Origin of the sequence: Nocardia coubleae NBRC 108252 (assembly GCF_001612805.1) — a bacterium.
In the GTDB taxonomy this organism is placed as follows: domain Bacteria; phylum Actinomycetota; class Actinomycetes; order Mycobacteriales; family Mycobacteriaceae; genus Nocardia; species Nocardia coubleae.
Map to the genome: position 1 here is coordinate 968793 of NZ_BDBD01000011.1, position 18909 is coordinate 987701.

18 protein-coding genes are annotated in these 18909 nt (G+C 68.5%); 8 read left to right on the forward strand and 10 right to left on the reverse strand.

Annotation, left to right across the window (positions count from 1 at the left end; all coding sequences use genetic code 11):
* Positions 1 to 2: 2 nt before the first annotated feature.
* From NCO8_RS13565 to NCO8_RS13575, 3 genes are all read left to right on the forward strand, one after another.
* Positions 3 to 953 carry a glycosyltransferase family 9 protein gene (locus NCO8_RS13565; RefSeq protein WP_067639428.1) on the forward strand — a complete coding sequence of 317 codons (951 nt, stop codon included), beginning with the start codon at positions 3 to 5 and terminating at the stop codon, positions 951 to 953.
* Complete coding sequence (locus NCO8_RS13570) at positions 946 to 2286, forward strand: UDP-glucose dehydrogenase family protein (protein WP_067639429.1); 1341 nt, start codon at positions 946 to 948, stop codon at positions 2284 to 2286. The genes NCO8_RS13565 and NCO8_RS13570 overlap by 8 nt, the downstream gene beginning before the upstream one ends.
* A gap of 180 nt (positions 2287 to 2466) precedes the next feature.
* Positions 2467 to 3777, forward strand: a complete 1311-nt coding sequence (locus NCO8_RS13575) for an FAD-binding oxidoreductase (protein ID WP_067639431.1) — start codon at positions 2467 to 2469, stop codon at positions 3775 to 3777.
* A 180-nt stretch (positions 3778 to 3957) separates the two neighbouring features.
* Here NCO8_RS13575 and NCO8_RS13580 read toward each other — a convergent pair whose 3' ends face one another.
* Together NCO8_RS13580 and NCO8_RS32750 are read right to left on the reverse strand one after the other, a co-directional pair.
* Positions 3958 to 5271 (reverse strand): replication-associated recombination protein A, encoded by a 1314-nt coding sequence (locus tag NCO8_RS13580; RefSeq protein WP_245655341.1) that lies wholly within the window; start codon positions 5269 to 5271, stop codon positions 3958 to 3960.
* The gene (locus tag NCO8_RS32750; RefSeq protein WP_281201975.1) at positions 5268 to 5390 is read right to left on the reverse strand and encodes a hypothetical protein; all 123 of its coding nucleotides are present in this window, start codon (positions 5388 to 5390) and stop codon (positions 5268 to 5270) included. Before NCO8_RS32750 ends, NCO8_RS13580 begins: the two co-directional genes overlap by 4 nt.
* Before the next feature lie 116 nt (positions 5391 to 5506).
* Between NCO8_RS32750 and NCO8_RS13585 the strand changes: the two genes are divergently transcribed.
* Positions 5507 to 6640, forward strand: coding sequence for a metallophosphoesterase (locus NCO8_RS13585; protein ID WP_245655342.1), 1134 nt, complete (start codon positions 5507 to 5509; stop codon positions 6638 to 6640).
* 108 nt (positions 6641 to 6748) lie between these two features.
* On the opposite strand, the gene NCO8_RS13590 is transcribed toward NCO8_RS13585, so the two are convergent.
* Positions 6749 to 7420, reverse strand: a complete 672-nt coding sequence (locus NCO8_RS13590; protein WP_167353281.1) for a nuclease-related domain-containing protein — start codon at positions 7418 to 7420, stop codon at positions 6749 to 6751.
* A 343-nt stretch (positions 7421 to 7763) separates the two neighbouring features.
* Between NCO8_RS13590 and NCO8_RS13595 the strand changes: the two genes are divergently transcribed.
* Together NCO8_RS13595 and NCO8_RS33020 are read left to right on the forward strand one after the other, a co-directional pair.
* Positions 7764 to 8264 carry an alpha/beta hydrolase-fold protein gene (locus NCO8_RS13595; RefSeq protein WP_067639437.1) on the forward strand — a complete coding sequence of 167 codons (501 nt, stop codon included), beginning with the start codon at positions 7764 to 7766 and terminating at the stop codon, positions 8262 to 8264.
* 38 nt (positions 8265 to 8302) lie between these two features.
* Positions 8303 to 8899 carry a DUF6968 family protein gene (locus NCO8_RS33020; protein WP_376739927.1) on the forward strand — a complete coding sequence of 199 codons (597 nt, stop codon included), beginning with the start codon at positions 8303 to 8305 and terminating at the stop codon, positions 8897 to 8899.
* On the opposite strand, the gene NCO8_RS13605 is transcribed toward NCO8_RS33020, so the two are convergent.
* The 3 genes from NCO8_RS13605 to NCO8_RS13615 form a co-directional block, all read right to left on the reverse strand.
* Complete coding sequence (locus tag NCO8_RS13605; RefSeq protein WP_067639441.1) at positions 8806 to 9855, reverse strand: cytochrome d ubiquinol oxidase subunit II; 1050 nt, start codon at positions 9853 to 9855, stop codon at positions 8806 to 8808. The genes NCO8_RS33020 and NCO8_RS13605 overlap by 94 nt on opposite strands.
* Before the next feature lie 3 nt (positions 9856 to 9858).
* Positions 9859 to 11280, reverse strand: coding sequence for a cytochrome ubiquinol oxidase subunit I (locus NCO8_RS13610; RefSeq protein WP_067639443.1), 1422 nt, complete (start codon positions 11278 to 11280; stop codon positions 9859 to 9861).
* A 155-nt stretch (positions 11281 to 11435) separates the two neighbouring features.
* Entirely contained in the window at positions 11436 to 11735 is a 300-nt protein-coding gene (locus NCO8_RS13615; protein ID WP_067639445.1) for a winged helix-turn-helix transcriptional regulator, read from the reverse strand.
* A 150-nt stretch (positions 11736 to 11885) separates the two neighbouring features.
* On the opposite strand from NCO8_RS13615, the gene NCO8_RS13620 reads away from it, so the two are divergent.
* On the forward strand, positions 11886 to 12749 hold the full coding sequence (locus tag NCO8_RS13620) for an NAD(P)-dependent oxidoreductase (protein ID WP_067639447.1): 864 nt from the start codon (positions 11886 to 11888) through the stop codon (positions 12747 to 12749).
* A gap of 232 nt (positions 12750 to 12981) precedes the next feature.
* On the forward strand, positions 12982 to 13728 hold the full coding sequence (locus NCO8_RS13625) for a dienelactone hydrolase family protein (protein WP_067639449.1): 747 nt from the start codon (positions 12982 to 12984) through the stop codon (positions 13726 to 13728).
* A 19-nt stretch (positions 13729 to 13747) separates the two neighbouring features.
* Here NCO8_RS13625 and NCO8_RS13630 read toward each other — a convergent pair whose 3' ends face one another.
* Genes NCO8_RS13630 through NCO8_RS13645 form a run of 4 tightly spaced genes read right to left on the reverse strand, consistent with a single transcriptional unit; the run spans position 13748 to position 18768 of the window.
* Positions 13748 to 14995: a cytochrome P450 gene (locus tag NCO8_RS13630; protein WP_067639451.1), complete on the reverse strand. Its 1248-nt coding sequence runs from the start codon at positions 14993 to 14995 to the stop codon at positions 13748 to 13750.
* A 25-nt stretch (positions 14996 to 15020) separates the two neighbouring features.
* On the reverse strand, positions 15021 to 16313 hold the full coding sequence (locus tag NCO8_RS13635; protein ID WP_067639453.1) for an NAD(P)/FAD-dependent oxidoreductase: 1293 nt from the start codon (positions 16311 to 16313) through the stop codon (positions 15021 to 15023).
* Positions 16310 to 17533, reverse strand: coding sequence for a cytochrome P450 (locus NCO8_RS13640; RefSeq protein WP_067639455.1), 1224 nt, complete (start codon positions 17531 to 17533; stop codon positions 16310 to 16312). Before NCO8_RS13640 ends, NCO8_RS13635 begins: the two co-directional genes overlap by 4 nt.
* Positions 17530 to 18768 (reverse strand): cytochrome P450, encoded by a 1239-nt coding sequence (locus NCO8_RS13645; RefSeq protein WP_067639457.1) that lies wholly within the window; start codon positions 18766 to 18768, stop codon positions 17530 to 17532. Before NCO8_RS13645 ends, NCO8_RS13640 begins: the two co-directional genes overlap by 4 nt.
* Between the last annotated feature and the right edge of the window lie 141 nt (positions 18769 to 18909).

Genomic DNA, 18909 nt, shown 5'->3' on the forward strand with positions numbered 1-18909 from the left:
TCGTGGCCTTGACCGGCACGATTCTCGTGCTGCGCGCGCTCGGCCTCGGCGACCTGCTGACGATCGTGCCCGCCCTGCGTGGGCTGCGGACCGCGTACCCCGACGATCGCCTGGTGCTCGCCGCGCCGGAGCCTCTGCGCCCCTTGGTCGACCTGATCGACGCGGTCGCCGAGTTGCTGCCGACTCCAGGCTTGGGCGCCCTGCGGTGGAGCGGCGCATCACCGAGGTTGGCGGTGAACCTGCACGGCAGTGGGCCGCAGAGCATTCGGGACCTGGCGGCGGTGCGCCCAGCCACGATGCTGACTCATCAGCACCCGGATTTTCCCGAAATCCCCGGGCCGCGGTGGTCCGCGGAATTGCACGAGGTGCAGCGGTGGTGCCGGCTGCTGGGGTACGCGCGTATCGACACCGATCCGCGTGCGCTGGCGCTGCCCAAGCCGGATATCGCCGCCGCGGAGTCGAACGTGATCGTGATCCATCCCGGCGCGGCGTCGAACGCGCGACGTTGGCCCGCTGAACATTTCGCGACGGTGGCCCGGGAGCTCAGCGCCGATGGTCATCGAGTGGTGGTCACCGGTTCGGCGGATGAAGTCTCGTTGGCGACCGCGGTCGCACGCGCTGCGGGACTCCCGCCCTCCGCGGTGTACGCGGGCCGTACCGACTTGGCCGAACTCGCCGCGATCGTCGCCGACGCGGCTCTGGTGGTCTGCGGCGACACCGGTGTCGGTCATCTCGCCACCGCCTTCGGCACACCGTCGGTCCTGCTGTTCGGACCGACCCCACCGCGTGTGTGGGGGCCACCCCCCGACGCGCGCAGCCACGTCACGCTCTGGGCTGGTGTAGTCGGCGATCCACATGCCGACCGACCGAATCCCGGACTGCTCTCCATCACACCGCAACAAGTGCTTTCGACCGCGGCGACACTGATCGGACAGGAGGCGCGCCATGGGTAACCGCGTGGGTGTGGTCGGTGCGGGCTATGTCGGCCTCACCAGTGCCGCATGCCTGGCACATCTGGGCCATCATGTGACCTGTCTGGACAACGACGAAGCCAAGGTCGAAGCCCTACGTGCGGGCACCGTCAAGATTGTCGAGCCGGGCCTCCCCGAACTGGTCCGTGAAGGACTCGCCGAGGACCGCTTGACCTTCACTTCCGACCCGCAGTCACTGGCCGAGTCCGAAGTGGTCATGCTGTGCCTGCCCACACCCATGGGCACCGACGGCACAGCGGATCTCAGCATCCTCGAGGACGCGCTGGTAACGCTGAGTCCGATCCTGTCCCCGGGTTGCGTGCTCGTCACCAAGTCCACCGTCCCCGTCGGCACCGCCACGCGCATCCCCGAGCTGACCGGCCACCGGCATCCGGTCGTCAGCAATCCGGAATTCCTGCGCGAGGGTTACGCCGTGCACGACTTCCTGCACCCCGACCGCGTCGTCGTCGGTGCGGATGAGCCGGATCACGAGGCGGCCGAGCACGTCGCCGGTCTCTACGAGGGAACGGATGCGCCGGTCCTGCGATGCGACACGGCCAGCGCCGAGCTCGCCAAGTACGCCAGCAACGCGTTTCTCGCCGTCAAACTCTCTTTCGTCAACACCGTGGCCGAACTGTGCGAACGCGTCGACGCCGACATCTCGAAGGTCACCGACGCGATGGGCAAGGACGCGCGTATCGGGCCGTCGTTCCTCGCACCCGGACCCGGTTGGGGCGGTTCGTGTCTGCCCAAGGACACCCGCGCCCTCTTGGCGGTAGCGCAGGCCTCCGGTGTGGATTTCGCCATCGTCCGCGACGCTGTGCGTGCCAACGACCACCAGCGCGCGATGGTCTTGCGCAAGGTCCGTCGCGCTGTCACCGGTACGGTCGACGGCTCCCTCGCGGGGATGCGGATCGGGGTGTTCGGGCTCGCGTTCAAAGCCGGCACGGGCGATCTACGCGACTCCCCCGCCGTGGCCATCGCTCGTCAACTCGCCCACCACGACGCCCTCGTGACGGCATACGACCCCTGCGTGCCGCAATCCGGCGCACACGACCTCACAGCGGGCCCCGATGCGATCCAGGTCGTCGACGACCCCTACCTCGCCGCGAAGGACGCCAACGCGATCCTCATCCTCACCGAGTGGCCCGAGTTCCGAACGCTCGACTGGAAGAAGATCGCCGACGCCGTCGAACACCCCGTCATCGTGGACACCCGCAACCTGCTCGATGAACAACTACTGGACGGCACAGGGTTCACGGTGGCGGGCATCGGGTCATCCGCCCCTGCCGGATTCAGGGATCGGTCGAAGTAGCCGGGGTAGGTTGGGCGCCCCTTGCGGCTTTCGCCCTGAGCGCGATGGAACAACGACGGTGCCCGCCGACCACGTCCAGGCCAAATTCCGGTTCACCCATCGCATGTCACACTTGCCCGCCTTACGTCGTCAACCAGGCAGCAACCTGAGACCACAGCAACAGCAAGCGAGGACATGGCAATGGGTATCGAAGAATTGCGTAGTGCGGTCCGTGGACGTGTGCTGCTGCCCGGTGACGCGGGATTCGAACAGGCGGTGCAGCCGTGGAATCTTGCTGTGGCGCAGCCCGTTTCGGGTGTCGTCGCGGTCGCCGACGCCCAGGACGCCGCCGACGTGGTGAAGTTCGCGCGCAGCACGAACCGGCAAGTGGTCACGCAGACAACCGGGCACGGCGCGACCGGCGGCATCGAGGACGCGATCCTCCTCCGCACCGGCGCCCTGGACCGTCTAGAGATCGACGCCGAGCGCCGCACGGCCCGGGTCGGTACCGGCGTGCAATGGGGTGCCGTCCAAGCCGCCACCGCCACGCACGGACTGACCGGGCTGGCCGGTAGCAATCCCGTCGTCGGCGTCACCGGCTACACCCTCGGCGGCGGATTCGGCTGGCTCGCACGCAAATACGGCTGGGCCGCCGATGCGGTGCGCGTCTTCGAGATCGTCGACGCCGACGGCCGATGCGCGCGGATCACCGCCGATTCCGACCCGGAGCTGTTCTGGGCACTGCGCGGCGGCGGCGGCGATTTCGCGATCGTCACCGAGATCGAGTTCGACCTGTTCCCGCTGCCGCGCCTGTTCGGCGGCCGCGTGATGTGGCCGGCCGACCGCACCCGCGCGGTGTTCGACCTCTTCACCGAGCTCACCAAGGACGCGCCGCCCGAACTGTCGGTCTGGTTGCAGCGCTACCAGATCCCCGGCGCCGCACCGACCGTCGCCATCGACTTCGCCTACCTCGGCGAGCCGGACGAAGGCCGCGCGCTGACCGCCCGGCTCGACAGCATCGAGGGAATCCTCGCCGACACCCGAGGCGCGTTGACCCCGGCTCAGATCGGCCGGATCACCGCCGAACCGACCGATCCCAGCCCGTCGCTGTCGCGCGGTGAACTGCTCACCGATCTCGATGACGCGGTGGTCAAAACCCTCATCGAGGCTCCGGTCGCGCCGCTGCTCAACATCCAACTCCGCGGCCTCGGCGGCGCCCTCGCCGAACCCCGGCCCGAAGGTGGCGCCCGCGGGCCCGTCACCGAGCCGTACGCGCTCTACATGCTTGGCCTCGGCCTTCCGCACCTGCTCGACGACATCCAGACCAGGTTCACCGAAATTCTCGACGCCCTCGGCCCCCACATCACCGGCTCCAAGCCCTACACCTTCCTCGCTCCCGGCGAGGCGGCTTCAGCAGCCTTCGATCCGGAAACCCTTGCGCGCCTACGTCAGATCAAAACCACCCGCGATCCGCACAACACCATCCGAGCCAACTTCCCACTCCACCACTGAAACCCGAGGCTCGGAGGATCCACAGGCGTCGTGGGGTTCTCCGAGGTCGTCGTGATCGACAGCCGCGAGGTCTCCGAATTCGCCACGATCGGTGCGGGCAGCCCGGTGCCGAGGGCTTGCCGCGGCGGACTGACGAAAAGTGGCTGTCACCGGTTCGGTTGAGCCAAGCCATGATTCACGTCATGAGTCGGTGTCGGAGCCGGGGTCGCCGTCCTTGCGGAGTCGCGCCCAGTGGCGGAGACGTTCGGTGATCGCTGCCTCGTATCCGCCGGTGGTCGGCTCGTAGAAGGTCTGCCGTGGCATGCCGTCGGGGAAGTAGTTCGCCCCGGAGAAGCCGGTCTCGGTGTCGGGGTCGTACTGGTAGTTCGCACCGTAACCCAGGTCCTTCATGAGCCGGGTCGGGGCGTTGAGAATGTGCGCCGGTGGCATCAGGGAGCCGGTGCGTTTCGCCGCGGCGCGGGCTTTGCCGAAGGCGCGGTACACCCCGATCGACTTCGGCGCGGTCGCCAGATAGAGCACTGCCTGCGCGATCGCGAGTTCGCCTTCGGGCGAGCCGAGCCGCTCGTACACATCCCATGCGGCGAGGGCCTGCTGCACCGCGGCGGGATCGGCGAGGCCGATGTCCTCGGTGGCAAATCGGGTGATGCGGCGGGCGATGAACAACGGGTCCTCGCCACCGTCGAGCATCCGCGCCAACCAGTACAGCGCCGCATCGGGGTCGGAGCCACGCATCGATTTGTGAAGCGCGGAGATGAGGTTGTAGTGGCCTTCCTGCGACTTGTCGTACAGCGGTGCCCGTTTCTGCACCGCGGCGGCGAGGGCGAGCGGGTCGACGGGTGCGGGCAACGCCTGCACCTGCTCGATCATGTTCAGCAAGTACCGGCCGTCCCCGTCCGCCATCGCGACGAGCGCCTGCCGAGCGTCCTCGTCGAGTGGCAGCGGGCCGAGCAGGGTTTCGGCCCGACCGATGAGCGCGCGCAGGGCGGTGGCGTCGAGGCGTCTCAGGACGAAGACCTGACAGCGCGACAGCAATGCGCCGTTGAGTTCGAAGCTGGGGTTCTCCGTGGTCGCGCCGACGAGGACGATCGTGCCGTCCTCGACGTAGGGCAGAAACGAGTCCTGTTGCGCACGGTTGAAGCGGTGGATCTCGTCGACGAACAGCAGCGTGCCCTGTCCGACCTCTTTCCGTCGCTGTGCCGCGTGGAACACCTTCCGCAGGTCCGCGACACCGGAGAACGTCGCCGACAACGGTTCGAAGGTGAGGTCGGTCCGCTCGGCGAGGAGCCGGGCGATGGTGGTCTTCCCACAGCCGGGCGGGCCCCACAGGACCATCGACGCCAACCGGTGCGCGGCGACCATCCGCCCGATCGGGGCGTCCTCGGCCAGCAGATGGTCCTGACCGACGACATCGGTCAGGGTCCGGGGCCGCAACCGGTCCGCCAGCGGCCGGGAAGCGTCGTCGGCCTCGAACAGCGACGGCGGCTGTTCGCTCACGATTTCTTCCCTGGGTCCACATCGAGGTGCGGGGTGAACGGCCGCCCGTGGCCGACGTGGGCGAGCGCCCCCGCGGTTTCGCGGGCGACCTGCTGAAGCTGCTCCCCCGAGAGGGTCATCGCTCTGCCTTTCCGAAGCTACCGGTCGTCATCGACATCTCGCGTTGTCGCACAATAGCCGTGTCACGCCGAAACCGCGTCCCGCCCCGGGGGTGCCTTGTGAAGAACGGGATTTCGTGAGCTCCGCTGTCTTTCTGGTACTGATCGTGTTGATTCCGGCGGTGATGCTCGCTGTGCCGTGGTGGGCGCTGATCGCTGCCCCTACCGAACGCAGTGGTCTGCTGTACCGGGTCGGCACTGCGGCTTTCGTCGCCGGGTACATCTGCCTGCCGGCCGCGCTGATCCTCGGGCACGGGCCGCCGCAGATCGACTCGGCAGCGATCGTCGGGGACGTCCTGCTCGGGGTGGTGTGGGTGCTGTTCAGCTGGTCGGTGATCGGGCTGGTGGTCCGTGGTGGGCTGCGGATGATCGGTGCACGGGGAGTTCGTGCGAGTCGAGTAGTCGCGCTCGCCGTGGTGGTGGTGTCGGTGGTGCTGACCGGGTACGGCGTCTACGAGGCGCGGCGGGTGCCGCAGGTGCGCACCGTCGACGTCGCGATACCGGGGCTGGCGCCGGGCCTCGACGGATTGCGGGTGGTGGTCCTTACCGACACCCACTTCGCCGCGCTGGACCGGGAGGGCTGGTCGCGGCGGGTGGTCGAGGAAGTCAACGCGCAGCGACCCGACATCGTGGGACTGGCGGGTGACCTCGTCGACGGCTCGGTGGACGAGCGGCGCCATCAGGTTGCTCCGCTCGCCGGGGTGCGGGCGCCGCTGGGGCGGTTCTACATCACCGGTAATCACGAGTACCTCGGCGACGCCCAGTCGTGGCTGGACTACATGACCTCGATCGGGTGGCAGCCGCTGCACAACGCGCACCGGACCGTCGAACGCGACGGGGACAGGTTGACCGTTGCCGGGATTGACGATCCCACGGGCGACGATGTGCCAGGCCACGGCCCTGATCTCGCGGCCGCGCTCGCGGGCACCGACCGGGGGTTGCCGGTGGTTCTGTTCGCACATCAGCCCAGCCAGGTCGCCGACAGTTCGGCGGCTGGGGTGGAACTGCAGATCTCCGGACACACCCACGGCGGTCAGATCTGGCCTTTCCATTACCTGATCCGACTCGACCAGCCGGTCGTCTCCGGATTGAGCAGCCACGCGAACGGCACCCAGCTCTACACCAGCCGTGGTACCGGGTACTGGGGGCCGCCGATGCGAGTGTTCGCGCCCAGCGAGATCACCGTGCTGGTCCTGCATCCGCAGAAGTGAAGGGGCGACAGCTCCCGAGCCCCCGCTGATCTCGCGGCGTTCGATTCTCACCGAGGACGATCACACAGGCTTCGTCGGACACCGCGCCGAGCAGAACACGCTTGCCTTTCAGTAGCAGCGCAGTGGAGGCGCACCGGGAACACCGTCGTCGAGGTAGACAGGTTCGCCGAGCGCGGCAGCGATCGTCTCCCGACGGCCGTCGTAGCGATGCGCGACACCGAGGCGCGTCAGCAGGGTATGCACCCGGTCCGCGTCCCACTGCACCTTCTGATCGTCCAACCGGTGCAGGTAATACCGGAACACGTCGAAGTCTTCGACGATGATGTCGGTCTTCTCCGGATGGGCGTCGACCTCCAGCGACGGGACATCCTGGCCGGGGAGCAGCATCACCACGACCAGGCCCCAGACGAAGCATGGCCGCCGGGTCGCGCTGGTGGCCCAGTTCTTCACCGCCAAGGAGTTCGCGCGGACCTGTTTGACGGGGTCGTGGTTGTAGCCGTTGCCGTAGATGTCGGCGACCTCACCGTCGTCCATCACCCACGGCCCGTTCGGCGGAATGATCAACGTTCCGTGCTGCACGCTGCGGAATCCCTTGACCTCGACCGCGATACACCGCTGACGGGTGAAGATCAGCGCGTCGAGCCGACGGCTGTGACCGCGGTACGGAACGTTGACGTCGAGCAACACCACACCGGCCTGGGCCGGACTCCACTCGACCCAGTCGGCGAAACGCTCCTCGGCGGACGACAACTCCGAATCCGGGTCGACCAACAGCAACACAACGACCTCCCCGACAGACCGGCCTCGCGGGTTCATCAGGCCGGTTTCGCGCACCGATCTCTACCTCCATGCCAGTGTCGCACGCCGCACCGATACCCCGAAGTCGTTCGCACACAACGGTTTACAGCCGCAGACACTGACTTGGGATCAACGCGATGAACAGTGGCGCCGAAGCGATGACCTGGCGCGCCGAATCCTGCTCGCACCAGATATCCGAACGACCAAACCGCGGACGGGGGCAGCGCGAACTTCCGCTAGGGCCGTTTCGGGTAGCCGATCCGTCCCCGGCACACCCTGCGATGTCCTCATCCGGAGGACGCGACGGCACGAGAGGTTCTCGACAGTGCGACAACATCGTCCCACCCGCACAGCAACCCTGCGATCGACCCTTGTCTGCCTCCTGATCGCCGGCGCACTCGGCGGCTCGGTCACCTCCGCGACCGCGGCACCCGAGCCGGCCAGGATGTTGTCCGCCGACGCGGTCGACGACCGGCAACTCAACGTGACGGTGTACTCCCCCGCCATGAACAGGCCGATTCCGCTGCAGGTCATCCGTGCTGCCGACACCTCGAATCCGCGGCCGACGATGTACCTTCTCAACGGCTCACAAGGCGGCCCCGGTGGAAGCGGCTGGGACGCGCAAACCGATGCCGTCAGCTTCCTGCGCGACAAGGACGTCAACGTCGTCACCCCGGTCGGCGGCGCCAGCTCCTACTACACCGATTGGGTGCGCGACGATGCGGCGCTGGGGCGCAACAAGTGGCAGACCTTCCTCAACGAGGAGCTGCCCCCGGTGATCGAGGACTTCCTGCGCGCCGACGGCAACCGAACCCTGGTCGGGTGAACAACGAACTGGGCCAAGTAGTCGTCGCCACCACCGTGGTGAACGGCGAACGAGAAGTGCGCATCGAGGTAGGCGATCCGCGACCGGACCACTCTGCGCACGACTGGCTGTGCACCTATCGGATCGACGGCAGCCGTGAACACACGGTCCGTGGACCGGACAGGTTGGCCGCCGTCTACGTGGCGCTGCTGGCGGCCGAGAACACCGCGGCCCGAGCCGTGCCGGGGGTACGTCGGCTACGGCACGCCGCACGCGCGGTGGTGGCCGACGCCCGCGAGTTCGGTGCCCCGCTGGGAGCCCGTGCGGTCCACACTTCCGCGGGCCCGGTGGTGATCACCATCGGGCGGCCACGCCAGGATCCGAACCGTCCACACACCTACCTGTGTCCCTTCCGAATCGACGACCGCACCGAGGCCTTCGGGCAAGGATTCGACGAGATTCGGGCGGTGATGTCAGCGATCCGCAGCGTCGGCGCGATCGTGGGATACCGGGCAACTGGCTTGCACCCGCGGAAAACACTGTGCCAGAAGGGTTTCCTCGATCAACTCGATGAGCCACTCGTGTGTCGTTGGTCCTGTGCGCCGGGCTCCTCTTCATGTCCCCAGGCTTCTGATTGGGTGAGCCAGAACAGGTAGCCGAGAGCGGGTAGCACAGTCACGGCCGCGATCGCGACCACTACGAGCAGCGCGACGAGTGTGGAACGTGCTCCCGCGGCGTCGGCGATCAGCATCTGGTCGACCAGCATCCACGGCGTCTGGGCCACCGCCCACCCGATGACGATCGCGGCCACGGCGATCAGCGCGGACACTCTCGCCCACCCGAATTTGCGGCGGAACACCAGAGCCAGTGTGAGTACCCCGGCTGCGGCGGAGAGCACGATCAAGGGCAGCGCCCGCCCGAGTAGTTCGTTACCGAGGGTCGGGGCGTCTCGACGGATGGGGGCGATCGCGGCTATCGCAATCGCACCGGTCACGACACCGACCGCGAGGGTGCGTGGGCGTAGGTATTCCGCGAGCCGGAGATCGCCGGAGCGCGCGGCGTCCGCGGTGAGAAACACTCCCGCCAGAAACGCCGAGGTACCGACGGCCAGCGTGCCACCGAGCAAGGAGGTCGGGTTCAACCACGAACTCACCCGGTCGCCGTAACCTTGCGCGGGCACACGGCCCGAGGCGATCGCACCGACGACGGTGCCGAAGAAGAACGGGGCGATCAGCGACGCCCCGGCGAAGAGTGCGCCGAACAGGCGTGCCTGCGTCATCGTCGCGGAGTACTTGCGGAACGCGAAGTTCGCCCCGCGCAGCACGATTCCCAGCAGGGCCAAGCTCATCGGAATGAACAGCGTCGTCATGATGGCCGCGAACGCGGTGGGATAGGCGGTCCACAGGAAGACCAGGATGTAGATGAGCCACACGTGGTTCGCTTCCCAGACAGGCCCGATGCTGTGGTCGATCAGCACCCGCAGGCGGCCACCACGGGCAGGCCCACCCGCGGTCAGGTCCCAGAAACCGGAGCCGAAGTCCGCGCCGGCGAACAGCGCGTACAGCACCACCCCGGTGAACATCGCGGTCGCGACGACATCCGACAGGTCCATCGGTCACCGCCCTCCGCGGTCGTGTTCCCGTTGCGCCTGGTCGACGGGCGAGGCGCCGGGACCGTAGGGAGCCGCGATCGATTCGGCGCCTGCGCGCCAGCGCCGGGTCATCGAACGCAACACGACGACGGCACCGACCGTCATACCGAGGTAGACCAGCAGCACACCGGCGTAGCTCCACCACAGCCCGGTACTCGTGCTCGCGGCGTCTTCGGTGCGCAGGACCTGCCACACGGTCCATGGTTGCCTGCCGACTTCCGTGGCGATCCAGCCGCATTCGAGCGCGAGCACCGCCAGCGGCCCCGCGACGACGGCGAAGCGCAGGAACCACCGGTTGCCCAGCAGGTCGTGGCGGCGCCACCGCATCAGCCAGAACACCACCACCGCGAGCGCCAGCAGGGTGCCGATGCCGACCATGGTCTGGAACGCCAGGTGGGTGATGTTGACCGGCGGGCGGTCGTGCACCGGGACCGAGTCCAGACCGGGCACCGGCGCGGTCAGGGAATTGCGGGCGATGATCGAACCCAGACGTGGGATGTCGAGCGCCCAGCGGACCTCGCCGTCCACCAGCACTCCACCCAGACGCAAGGGAGCCGGGCTTTCGGTGGTGGTGGCAAGTTCGAACGCGGCCAGTTTCGCCGGCTGACTGTCGTGCACCCGCATTCCGAGAATGTGCCCGATGACCGGTTGCATCAGTGCGGCGACCGTCGCGAAGACGAAGGGAACCGTGAAGCCCAGCCGGTGGTGGGCATCGTGGCGCCCCCGCAGCACTCCGGCCGCGTAGACGCCCGAGACGATGAAGCCGACCACCATGAACGCCCCGACCCACATGTGCGCGAATTGCAGCACAGCCCCGTCGTTGAACATCGCCCGCCACGGCTCGACGTCGGTGACCTCACCGTCGACGATCCGGAAACCCGTCGGGTTGTTCATCCAGGCGTTGACGCTGACCACACAGAAGGTGCCGACCACGCCCGCCACCCCCATCGGGATGAGCATCGCGAGATGCCTGCGCGGCGGCATCCGCCCCCAGCCGTACAGATAGATCCCGAGGAATATCGCTTCGATGAAGAACGACAGGCCCTCCAGGGCGAACGGCAGACCGAGCACATCGCCGTAGCGGCCCATGAGCCCCGGCCACAACAGCCCCATTTCGAAACTGAGCACCGTCCCCGAAACTGCGCCGATCGCGAACAGGATCGCCGAGACCGTCGCCCACCGTTTGGCCAGCCCGAGCGCGACGGAATCCTCCCGGACCAGGCCGCGCCGATGTACGACATAGATCATGGCGGGAAAGGCGACACCGAAACAGGCCAGCACAATGTGCCAGCCCAACGAGAACGCCATCTGCTGCCGAGCGGGCAACAAGCCCGGCGGCCCCTCCCCACTCGCCACCAGGAGCGAGACCACTGTGCTCGACACCATCACAGCCCCTTTCGCCCCCGGTGACAGGTCAGTTCGTCACCCGGGCCCACACGATCCGAACTCGGCCACTGCGCGACATGTTGCGAAATGCCCGCACCTGAGCACCCAAAACCACCGATCCCCCCACTTCTCCGTAGTCCCCGACCTGAACCGGCTCAGGAACCGGACCGGACGACCTCTTCATCCATGAGGTGTTCTCGACCCCACGCCTCCAAGGGGAGCAGTGCGTTGTTGAGGAGCTCGCCGAGTGGGGTCAGGGAGTACTCGACGCGGGGTGGGACCTCGTTGTACACCGTGCGATGGACGATCCCGTCGGCCTCCAACTCGCGCAGTTGCGTGGTGAGGACCTTCTCGGTGACGCCGTTCACCTCACGGCGCAACTCACCGAAGCGGTAGGGGCGTTCGCTCAGCGGCCAGAGGATCATCATCTTCCACTTGCCGTTGAGTACCGACATGGTGGCGTCGAGTCCGCATCGGTACGCGCCCGGCCTGCGTGTGATCGGCACGATGGTTCCTTTCCTCTACCTGTTCGCTATCCCGGAAGTGCGCACCCACTTCGGTGTGCGTACTTGTTCGGCCCGGATGCCACGCCAACACTAAACCGCATGTCCGACAACAAAAATAAAACGCTCACCGTCCTCGGGCTCGGCGACATGGGCTCGGCCCTCACCCGTTCGTGGCTCGCGGCGGGATACACCGTCACCGTGTGGAACCGCAGCCCCCGGCGGGCCCCGGTGGGGGCGGCGGTCGCCGCGACCGTTGCCGAAGCCGTCGGCGCGAACACGCTCGTGGTGGTGTGTCTCCTCGACGACGCGTCGGTGCGCGCGACCCTCGACGGCGTCGATCTGACCGGCCGCGACATCGTCAACCTGACCACGAGCACACCCGCCGAGGCCCGTGCGCTCGCCGAGTGGATCACCGCGCGCGGCGGAAATTTTCTGGACGGCGGGATCATGGCCGTCCCCTCCATGATCGGCGCACCCGACTCGGGTGCGTACGTGTTCTACAGCGGTTCGGCGCGGCTGCACGAGACCCATGCCGAGGCCTTGGCGGTGCCCGCTGGCGTCACCTACGTCGGCACCGACGCCGGTTTCGCAGCGCTGTACGACATCGCGCTGCTCAGTGCGATGTGGGGCATGTTCGCGGGCGCCACACACGCGTTCGCTCTCATCGGTGGCGAGGACATCTCACCGGTCGAATTCGCGCCACTCATGGTGGCCTACCAGCAGGCCATGGCCGGCTACGCCTTCGGCACGGCCGCGCAGCTGGCGAGCGGGGACTACACGCAGGACGTGGAGTCGAACCTGGCGATGATGGCCACGACGAACGACACGCTGCGACGTACTGCCCTGGAACAGCGCGTCAGCCCGGAACTTCTCGAGCCCTTCATGACACTGATGGAACGTCGAGTCGCCGAGGGCGGCGGAAAGGAGTCGACCACCGGCGTCGTCGACCTGCTACGCCGCTGATCGAGCGGCTCCTGTCGGTGCGCGGCGGCGACTGTTTCCCGTGCGGCTATAGTTCGTGTCGATGACTACCGGGACGGCCTTGCGCCACACACGGATCGGTGACCCGGTGCTCTTCTGAGCACCGCACGGGCCCGTGGCCCGTTGTCCGATCGAAGTTCCAGCGCCGCTGCGCGGGCTCCGCCTCCTTCGTGTTGATCACAGGCTCCACACATCAACCACGACAGGAGAATTCATGCATACCAAGACGCTGCAGATCCCCACCCTCGACGGCCACGCGGACGCGTTCGCCGCCTTCCCCGACTCCGGTGAGCAGTACCCGGGCGTACTGATGTACCCGGACGGCTTCGGTATACGGCCCGTGCTGCGGGAGATGGCCGAGGAACTGGCCGGGCACGGGTACTACGTGCTCGTCCCCAACTTCTTCTACCGGCACGGCCCGGCACCGGTGATCGAACTGCCCGAACACATCGGCGAAGACGCCCGCTCCGCCTTGTTCGCCAAGCTGATGCCCTTGATCGAGGCACACACCGCCGAACGTGCGCTCCGCGACGCCGACTCCTACCTCGAGTTCCTCACCACCCGACCCGAGGTCAGCGCCGGACCCGTCGCAGTGACGGGTTATTGCATAGGCGGGCTCCTGGCGGTGCGCACCGCTGTAGCCCACCCCGGCCGAGTGGCCGCCCTCGCCGCATTCCACGCCCCCGTAGGCGCCGACGGACTCGACAATCTCTCCGAACTCGCCGCCGAAGTCCATTTCGGCCACGCCGAAACCGATCTGACGCCCGAGGATCTCCGTCGGCTCGACCAGGCATTGGCTGCCGCGGGCGTCGAATACACCTCCGAGATCTACCCGGGCACCGTCCACGGCTTCACCATGTCCGACACCGACGACTTCGATCCCTCCGCACTGCGACGTCATTGGGACCGGCTGCTCCCCCTCCTCAGCCGCGCATTGGGCAACGGTGGCGGTTCCCGGTAGTCGCCGACCAACTCGTCGTTCAGGCCGGGGTGACCGCCACCGGCAGCGATTCCAGGCCGCGGATGACCACATTCGGCTTGAACGGCGGATTCTCGCTGCGCAGTTCCAGCGAGCCGACCTTGCGCAACAGCACGTCGAGCAGGATCTCCATCTCGAGCAACGCCAGCGGGGCGCCGAGGCAGTAGTGGATGCCGAGACTGAAGCCCAGGTGCTTCTTGGCCGGGTTCTTCGGATCGGAGTAGCGGGTCACGTCCAACCGCTCCGGGTCGGGGAAGGCGGCGGGGTCGTGGTTGCTCGAATTGATCAGCACCACAACACCTTCGCCCTGCTCGAACCGGTGCCCGGCGACGGTGATCGGCCGGGTCGCGGCGCGCGTGGTGATCTGCACCGACGGGTCGAGGCGCAGCAGTTCGTCGGGTGCGTGGACGAGCATCTCGGGACGTTCGCGCAGCACCTGGATCTGGTCGGGGTTGCGCAGCAGGCGCAGCATGCCGGTGCCGATGAGATTGGCGGTGGTCTCGTGCCCGGCGACGAAGGTGGTGATGCAGGTGGCGAGCAGCTCCTGTTCGGAGAGCACGTCACCGCGATCCTCGACCTGGGACAGCGCGCTGAGCAGATCGTCGCGCGGGCTGACGCGGCGATCGTTGAGCAGCTCACGGAAGTAGCCCATGAATCCGCGCGAGGCCGCGCTGCGCGCCCGCAGGCATTCCTCGGGCAGCGTGTAGTCGTGATCGAAGCCGCGGGCCAGGTCCTGCGACCAGCGGTGCACCTGGTCGTAGGCCTCCTTCGGCACACCGATCAGCTCGCAGGCGATGATCAACGGCAGCGGGTAGGCGATCAGCTCGACGAGGTCGAATTCGCCCGCGGCCACGGCATCGTCGACGAGCTGTTCGCACAGCTGCTCGATCCGCGGCCGCAATCGGGTCACCATGCGCGGGGTGAATCCCTTGGTGACGAGGTTGCGCAGGCGGGTGTGGTCCGGCGGCTCCATCCACAGGAACGACGTGGGCAGTTCCTCGGGGGCGTTCTCCGGCGATACCGTCGGGTGCATCATCGCCGCTTCCTCGGCGTGGCTCCACGCGGTGGTCGACAGCACCGCCGCGCAGTCCTCGTAGCGGGTGAGCACGTGATGGCCGAGTGGGGTCTGGTGGATCGGGCCCGCTTCGCGCAGTACGCGGGCGGGGCTGTAGGGGTCGGCGCGGCCGTCGGGGCCGAACAGCTGGAGCAGGGCGGTCTGGACGGCGTCGGTGTCGATCGTGGAGGTCATGGGTTGGTCTCCTCGCGAGGGGTGGTCAGGGCAGGAGGATGCGGCGCAGCGTGGCCGGCGCGGTGAGCGCGGCGGGTGGGTCGACCAGGTGGGCGACTCGCAGGAAGGTCCTGGCCACGTGCGGATCGTGGTGGGCCACGCGCTGCACCCTTGTCACGAAGACGTCGGTGAGCCGGGTGCGCAGGGTGCGCCTGCCCTCGACGCCCGGATTGCGCAGATCCGAGCCGGCGGCCAACTGCCAGGCCACCGCGACGGCGTCGGCGGCGGCCGCGTAGAAGCGGGCAGGCAGGTCGTCGGCGTCGAGGCAGTCCCGCAGGGCGGCGGCTTGCAGCGCGGCCACGGTCATGCCCTGGGCGTAGAGCGGGTTGAACGCGCACTGGGCGTCTCCGAGCACGAGCAGCCCCGCGGGCGCGGCGCGCTGGCGGTCGAAGCGTCGGCGCACGGCGGTGCGGAAGCGGTACGGGACCGGTTCGCCGAGCGGGTCGGAGCCGACCACGATGGTGTGGATATCGGGCGCCGACAGCGACGCGGCGTACGCGCGGAAGCCCTGCTCGTCGGTCGGTGGATGGTCGCCGAGCATCCCGGCGATGGTGACGTGCCAGCGGTCGCCCTCCACCCGCACCGCGCCGCCACCGCGCCCGTCGGCGCCGGTCGACACGATCACCGAGGCCTGGCCGTCGAGCTGGCCCGGCCGGTGCCGGAAGAACCGCGACGCGTAGCCGAGGTCGACCTCCAGGCGTTCCTCGTCGGGCACCTCCGCACCGATCGCGGTGAGCCACAGGGTGATTCGTGAGCCGCGGCCGCCGGCGTCGACGATCAGATCGGCGGCCAGGGTCTGCTCCCCCGCCGGGCCGGTCACCCGGACGCCGCGCACCCGCTGGGCGTCGCCGATCAGGCCCTGCACGGTCGTCCTGGTCAACAGTTCGATGCCACGCATCCGCAGGGTGCGCCTGCGCAGCACGGTTTCGAGCAGCGACCGGGTCGCGATCAGCGAGGTGAGTCCGGTTGCGCCCGCCGCCAGCCGGGAACCGCCGACATACCAGCGGGTGCCGACGAGCACCTCGGCCACGGTCGCGCCGTCGGCGACTGCCTCCTCGGTGAAGCCCGGATACAGCTCCTCCATGATTCGGCGGCCCCGGTCGAGCAGGCCGTGCAGATGCCAGGCCTGCGGAACACCGCGGCGCACAGTCTCTTTCGTGTCCAGCTCGTCGCGTTCCACCACGGTGACCCGGTCGAAACGCTCGGCGAGCACTCGCGCGGCCAGCAGCCCGGAGACGCCCGCGCCGATGACGAGCGCGTGCTGACGCGGCGCGGTCACAGGGTCACCGGGAGGTGGCGGACGCCGCGGTGGATCAGGCTGGGCCGGTACTCGATCGACTGCTCGGCCAGCGCCAGTTCGGGCGCCCGGTCGAGCAGGGTGCGGATCGCGGCCTCGGCCTCGATGCGGGCCAGCGGCGCGCCGACGCAGTAGTGGATGCCGAGGCTGAAGCCCAGATGCTTACGCGGCGGGCGGTTTCCGGTGAAGCGGGTGATGTCGAAGGTGTCGGGGTCGTGGTAGACCCGTTCGTCGCGGTTGGCCGAGCCGGTGAGCACGACGACGCCGTCGCCGCGGCGGAAGCTGTGCTCGCCGACCCGGGTGTCGGCCAGCGCGACGCGGATCGTGAACTGGGTGGGCGCGTCGTAGCGCAGCATCTCGTCGATGGCGGGCCCGATCAGTTCGGGCTGTGCGCGCAGCAGCGCGAGCTGATCGGGATGGCGCAGCAGGGCGAGCATGCCGTTGCCGATCAGGTTGATCGAGGTCTCCATGCCCGCCACGAGCAGCAGCAGCGACATCCCGATCACCTCGGGCTCGGTGAGGAAGTCGTCGTCCACGCTGGCCGCGACCAGTTCGCTGAGCAGGTCGGTGCCGGGCCGCTGCTTCTTCTCGGCGATGAGCCCGGCGAAATGGCCCATGCAGGCGATGGCCGCGTCGGTGCGGGCGCTGATGTCGTCGGGACCGAGCAGCGAGTCGGGGTCGCTGCCGCGGGCGATGGCCAACTGCCAGGCACGGAAACTGGGGCCGTCGGCGGCGTCGGCGCCGAGCAGCCGGACCGCGACCATTGCGACGGCCAGCGGGACCGCCAGATCCTCGAGCACATCGAGTTCGCCGCGCTCGAGTGCCGCGTCGACCAGGCCGTCGACCACCGTGCCGGCCACCGGCGCCATCTCGCCGATCATCTTCGGGGTGAACGCCTTGGCCACCAGCTTGCGGTAGCGGCCGTGCTCGGGCGGGTCCATGCGGACGAACGAGCCGGGGATGGCGGCGCTGGTGTCCCGGAAGGGGCTGATGCCCGCCGCGTAACCGTGCCCCCAGTCGGTGCCGGTGAGCACCGCCGCGCACTCCTCGTAGCGGGTCACCAGGCGCACCGGCACGTCGCCGAGCTCGTACGGGAACAGCGGGGTGGCGGTGCGGACCCTGGCGTAGGCGGGATACGGGTCGGCGCGGTGGTCGGGGGCGAAGGCGTCGAAGGTGAGGTCGGCGGGGACAGCGGTACTCATCGGCCCTCCAGGCTGATTCGCAGTTCGGACATGCCGCGCACGACCACATTCGGGCGATACGGCGGTTCGGCGAGCAGGTGCATCCGCTCGACCCGGGTGGCGACGGCGCGCAGCACCGCCTGCATCTCGAGGCGGGCCAACGGTGCGCCGAGGCAGTAGTGCAGGCCGAGACCGAACGACAGGTGCCGTTCGGGGCGCTTGCCCGGCAGGTAGCGGCCGATGTCGAAGCGGTCGGCCTCGGGAAAGGCTTCGGGGTCGCGGGCGGCCGAGCCGATCAGCACGATCACCGCGTCACCGGGCGCGAAAGTCTTTCCGGCGAGCTCGATCTCGTGCCGCGCGGTGCGGGTAGTCAGGTGCACGGGTGGGTCGTAGCGCAACACCTCGTCGACGGCGGGACCGCACAGCGCGGGGTCCTCGCGCAGCCGCCGGAACTGGTCGGGATGGCGGATCAGGGCGAGCAGTCCGTTGCCGATGAGGTTGACCGTGGTCTCGTGCCCGGCCACCACCAGGATGAGCAGGGTGCCGATCAGTTCGGTCCTGGTCAGCCGGACCCCGGCCTCCTCGGCGTGCACCAGTGCGGTGATCAGATCGTCACGCGGATCGGCGCGGCGCTGGGCGACCAGGTCGCCGAAGAACGCGTCGAACGCGTGCACCGCCTCGGTGCGCGCGGCCAGTTCCTCGGGGCTCAGCAGGGTGTCGGGGTCGAGGCCGCGCGCGATGTGGGCGGAGATCTCCCGCACGTGGGCGTGGGCTTCGGCGGGGACGCCGAGCAGTTCACAGATCAAGGTCAGCGGCACCGGGTAGGCCAGCGCCTCGAGCACATCGGTCTCGCCCTCGGCCAACATCGCCGTGAGCAGCCCGTCGACGAGCCGGTCGGCGCGCTCGTGCAGGCCCGCGACGGTGCGGGCGGTGAACGCCTTGCCCACAAGGCCGCGCAGACGGGTGTGGTCCGGTGGTTCCATCCACAGGAACGAGCCGGGCAGCTCCACCTCGCTGTCGCCGTGCAGCAGCTCCGGTTCCTCGGCGTGGCTCCAGCGCGGATCGCTCAGGATGGCCTGGGCCTGCGCGTGCCGCGGCACCAGGTGGGTCTCACGGGGTCCTGGCACGAACGGTCCAGCGGCGCGCAGGGTTTCGTAGCTGGGATACGGGTCGTGGCGGCAGTGCGGCGCGACGCTCTCCAGCACCGCGATCTGCACCGGGGTCGGGTCGTCGACCGCGACATGATCGGAAGTCACCGGCAGCTCCTAGGGGCGATTTCGGTGCGGGGATTTCGCCGCTCATCGTCGTCGCGCGGTGGCCCCGAATTCGCGCAGTATTGTCTGCTCCGATCGGGCGATAGCCGAATATCTTTATCAGGCAGGGCAATTGGACGATCG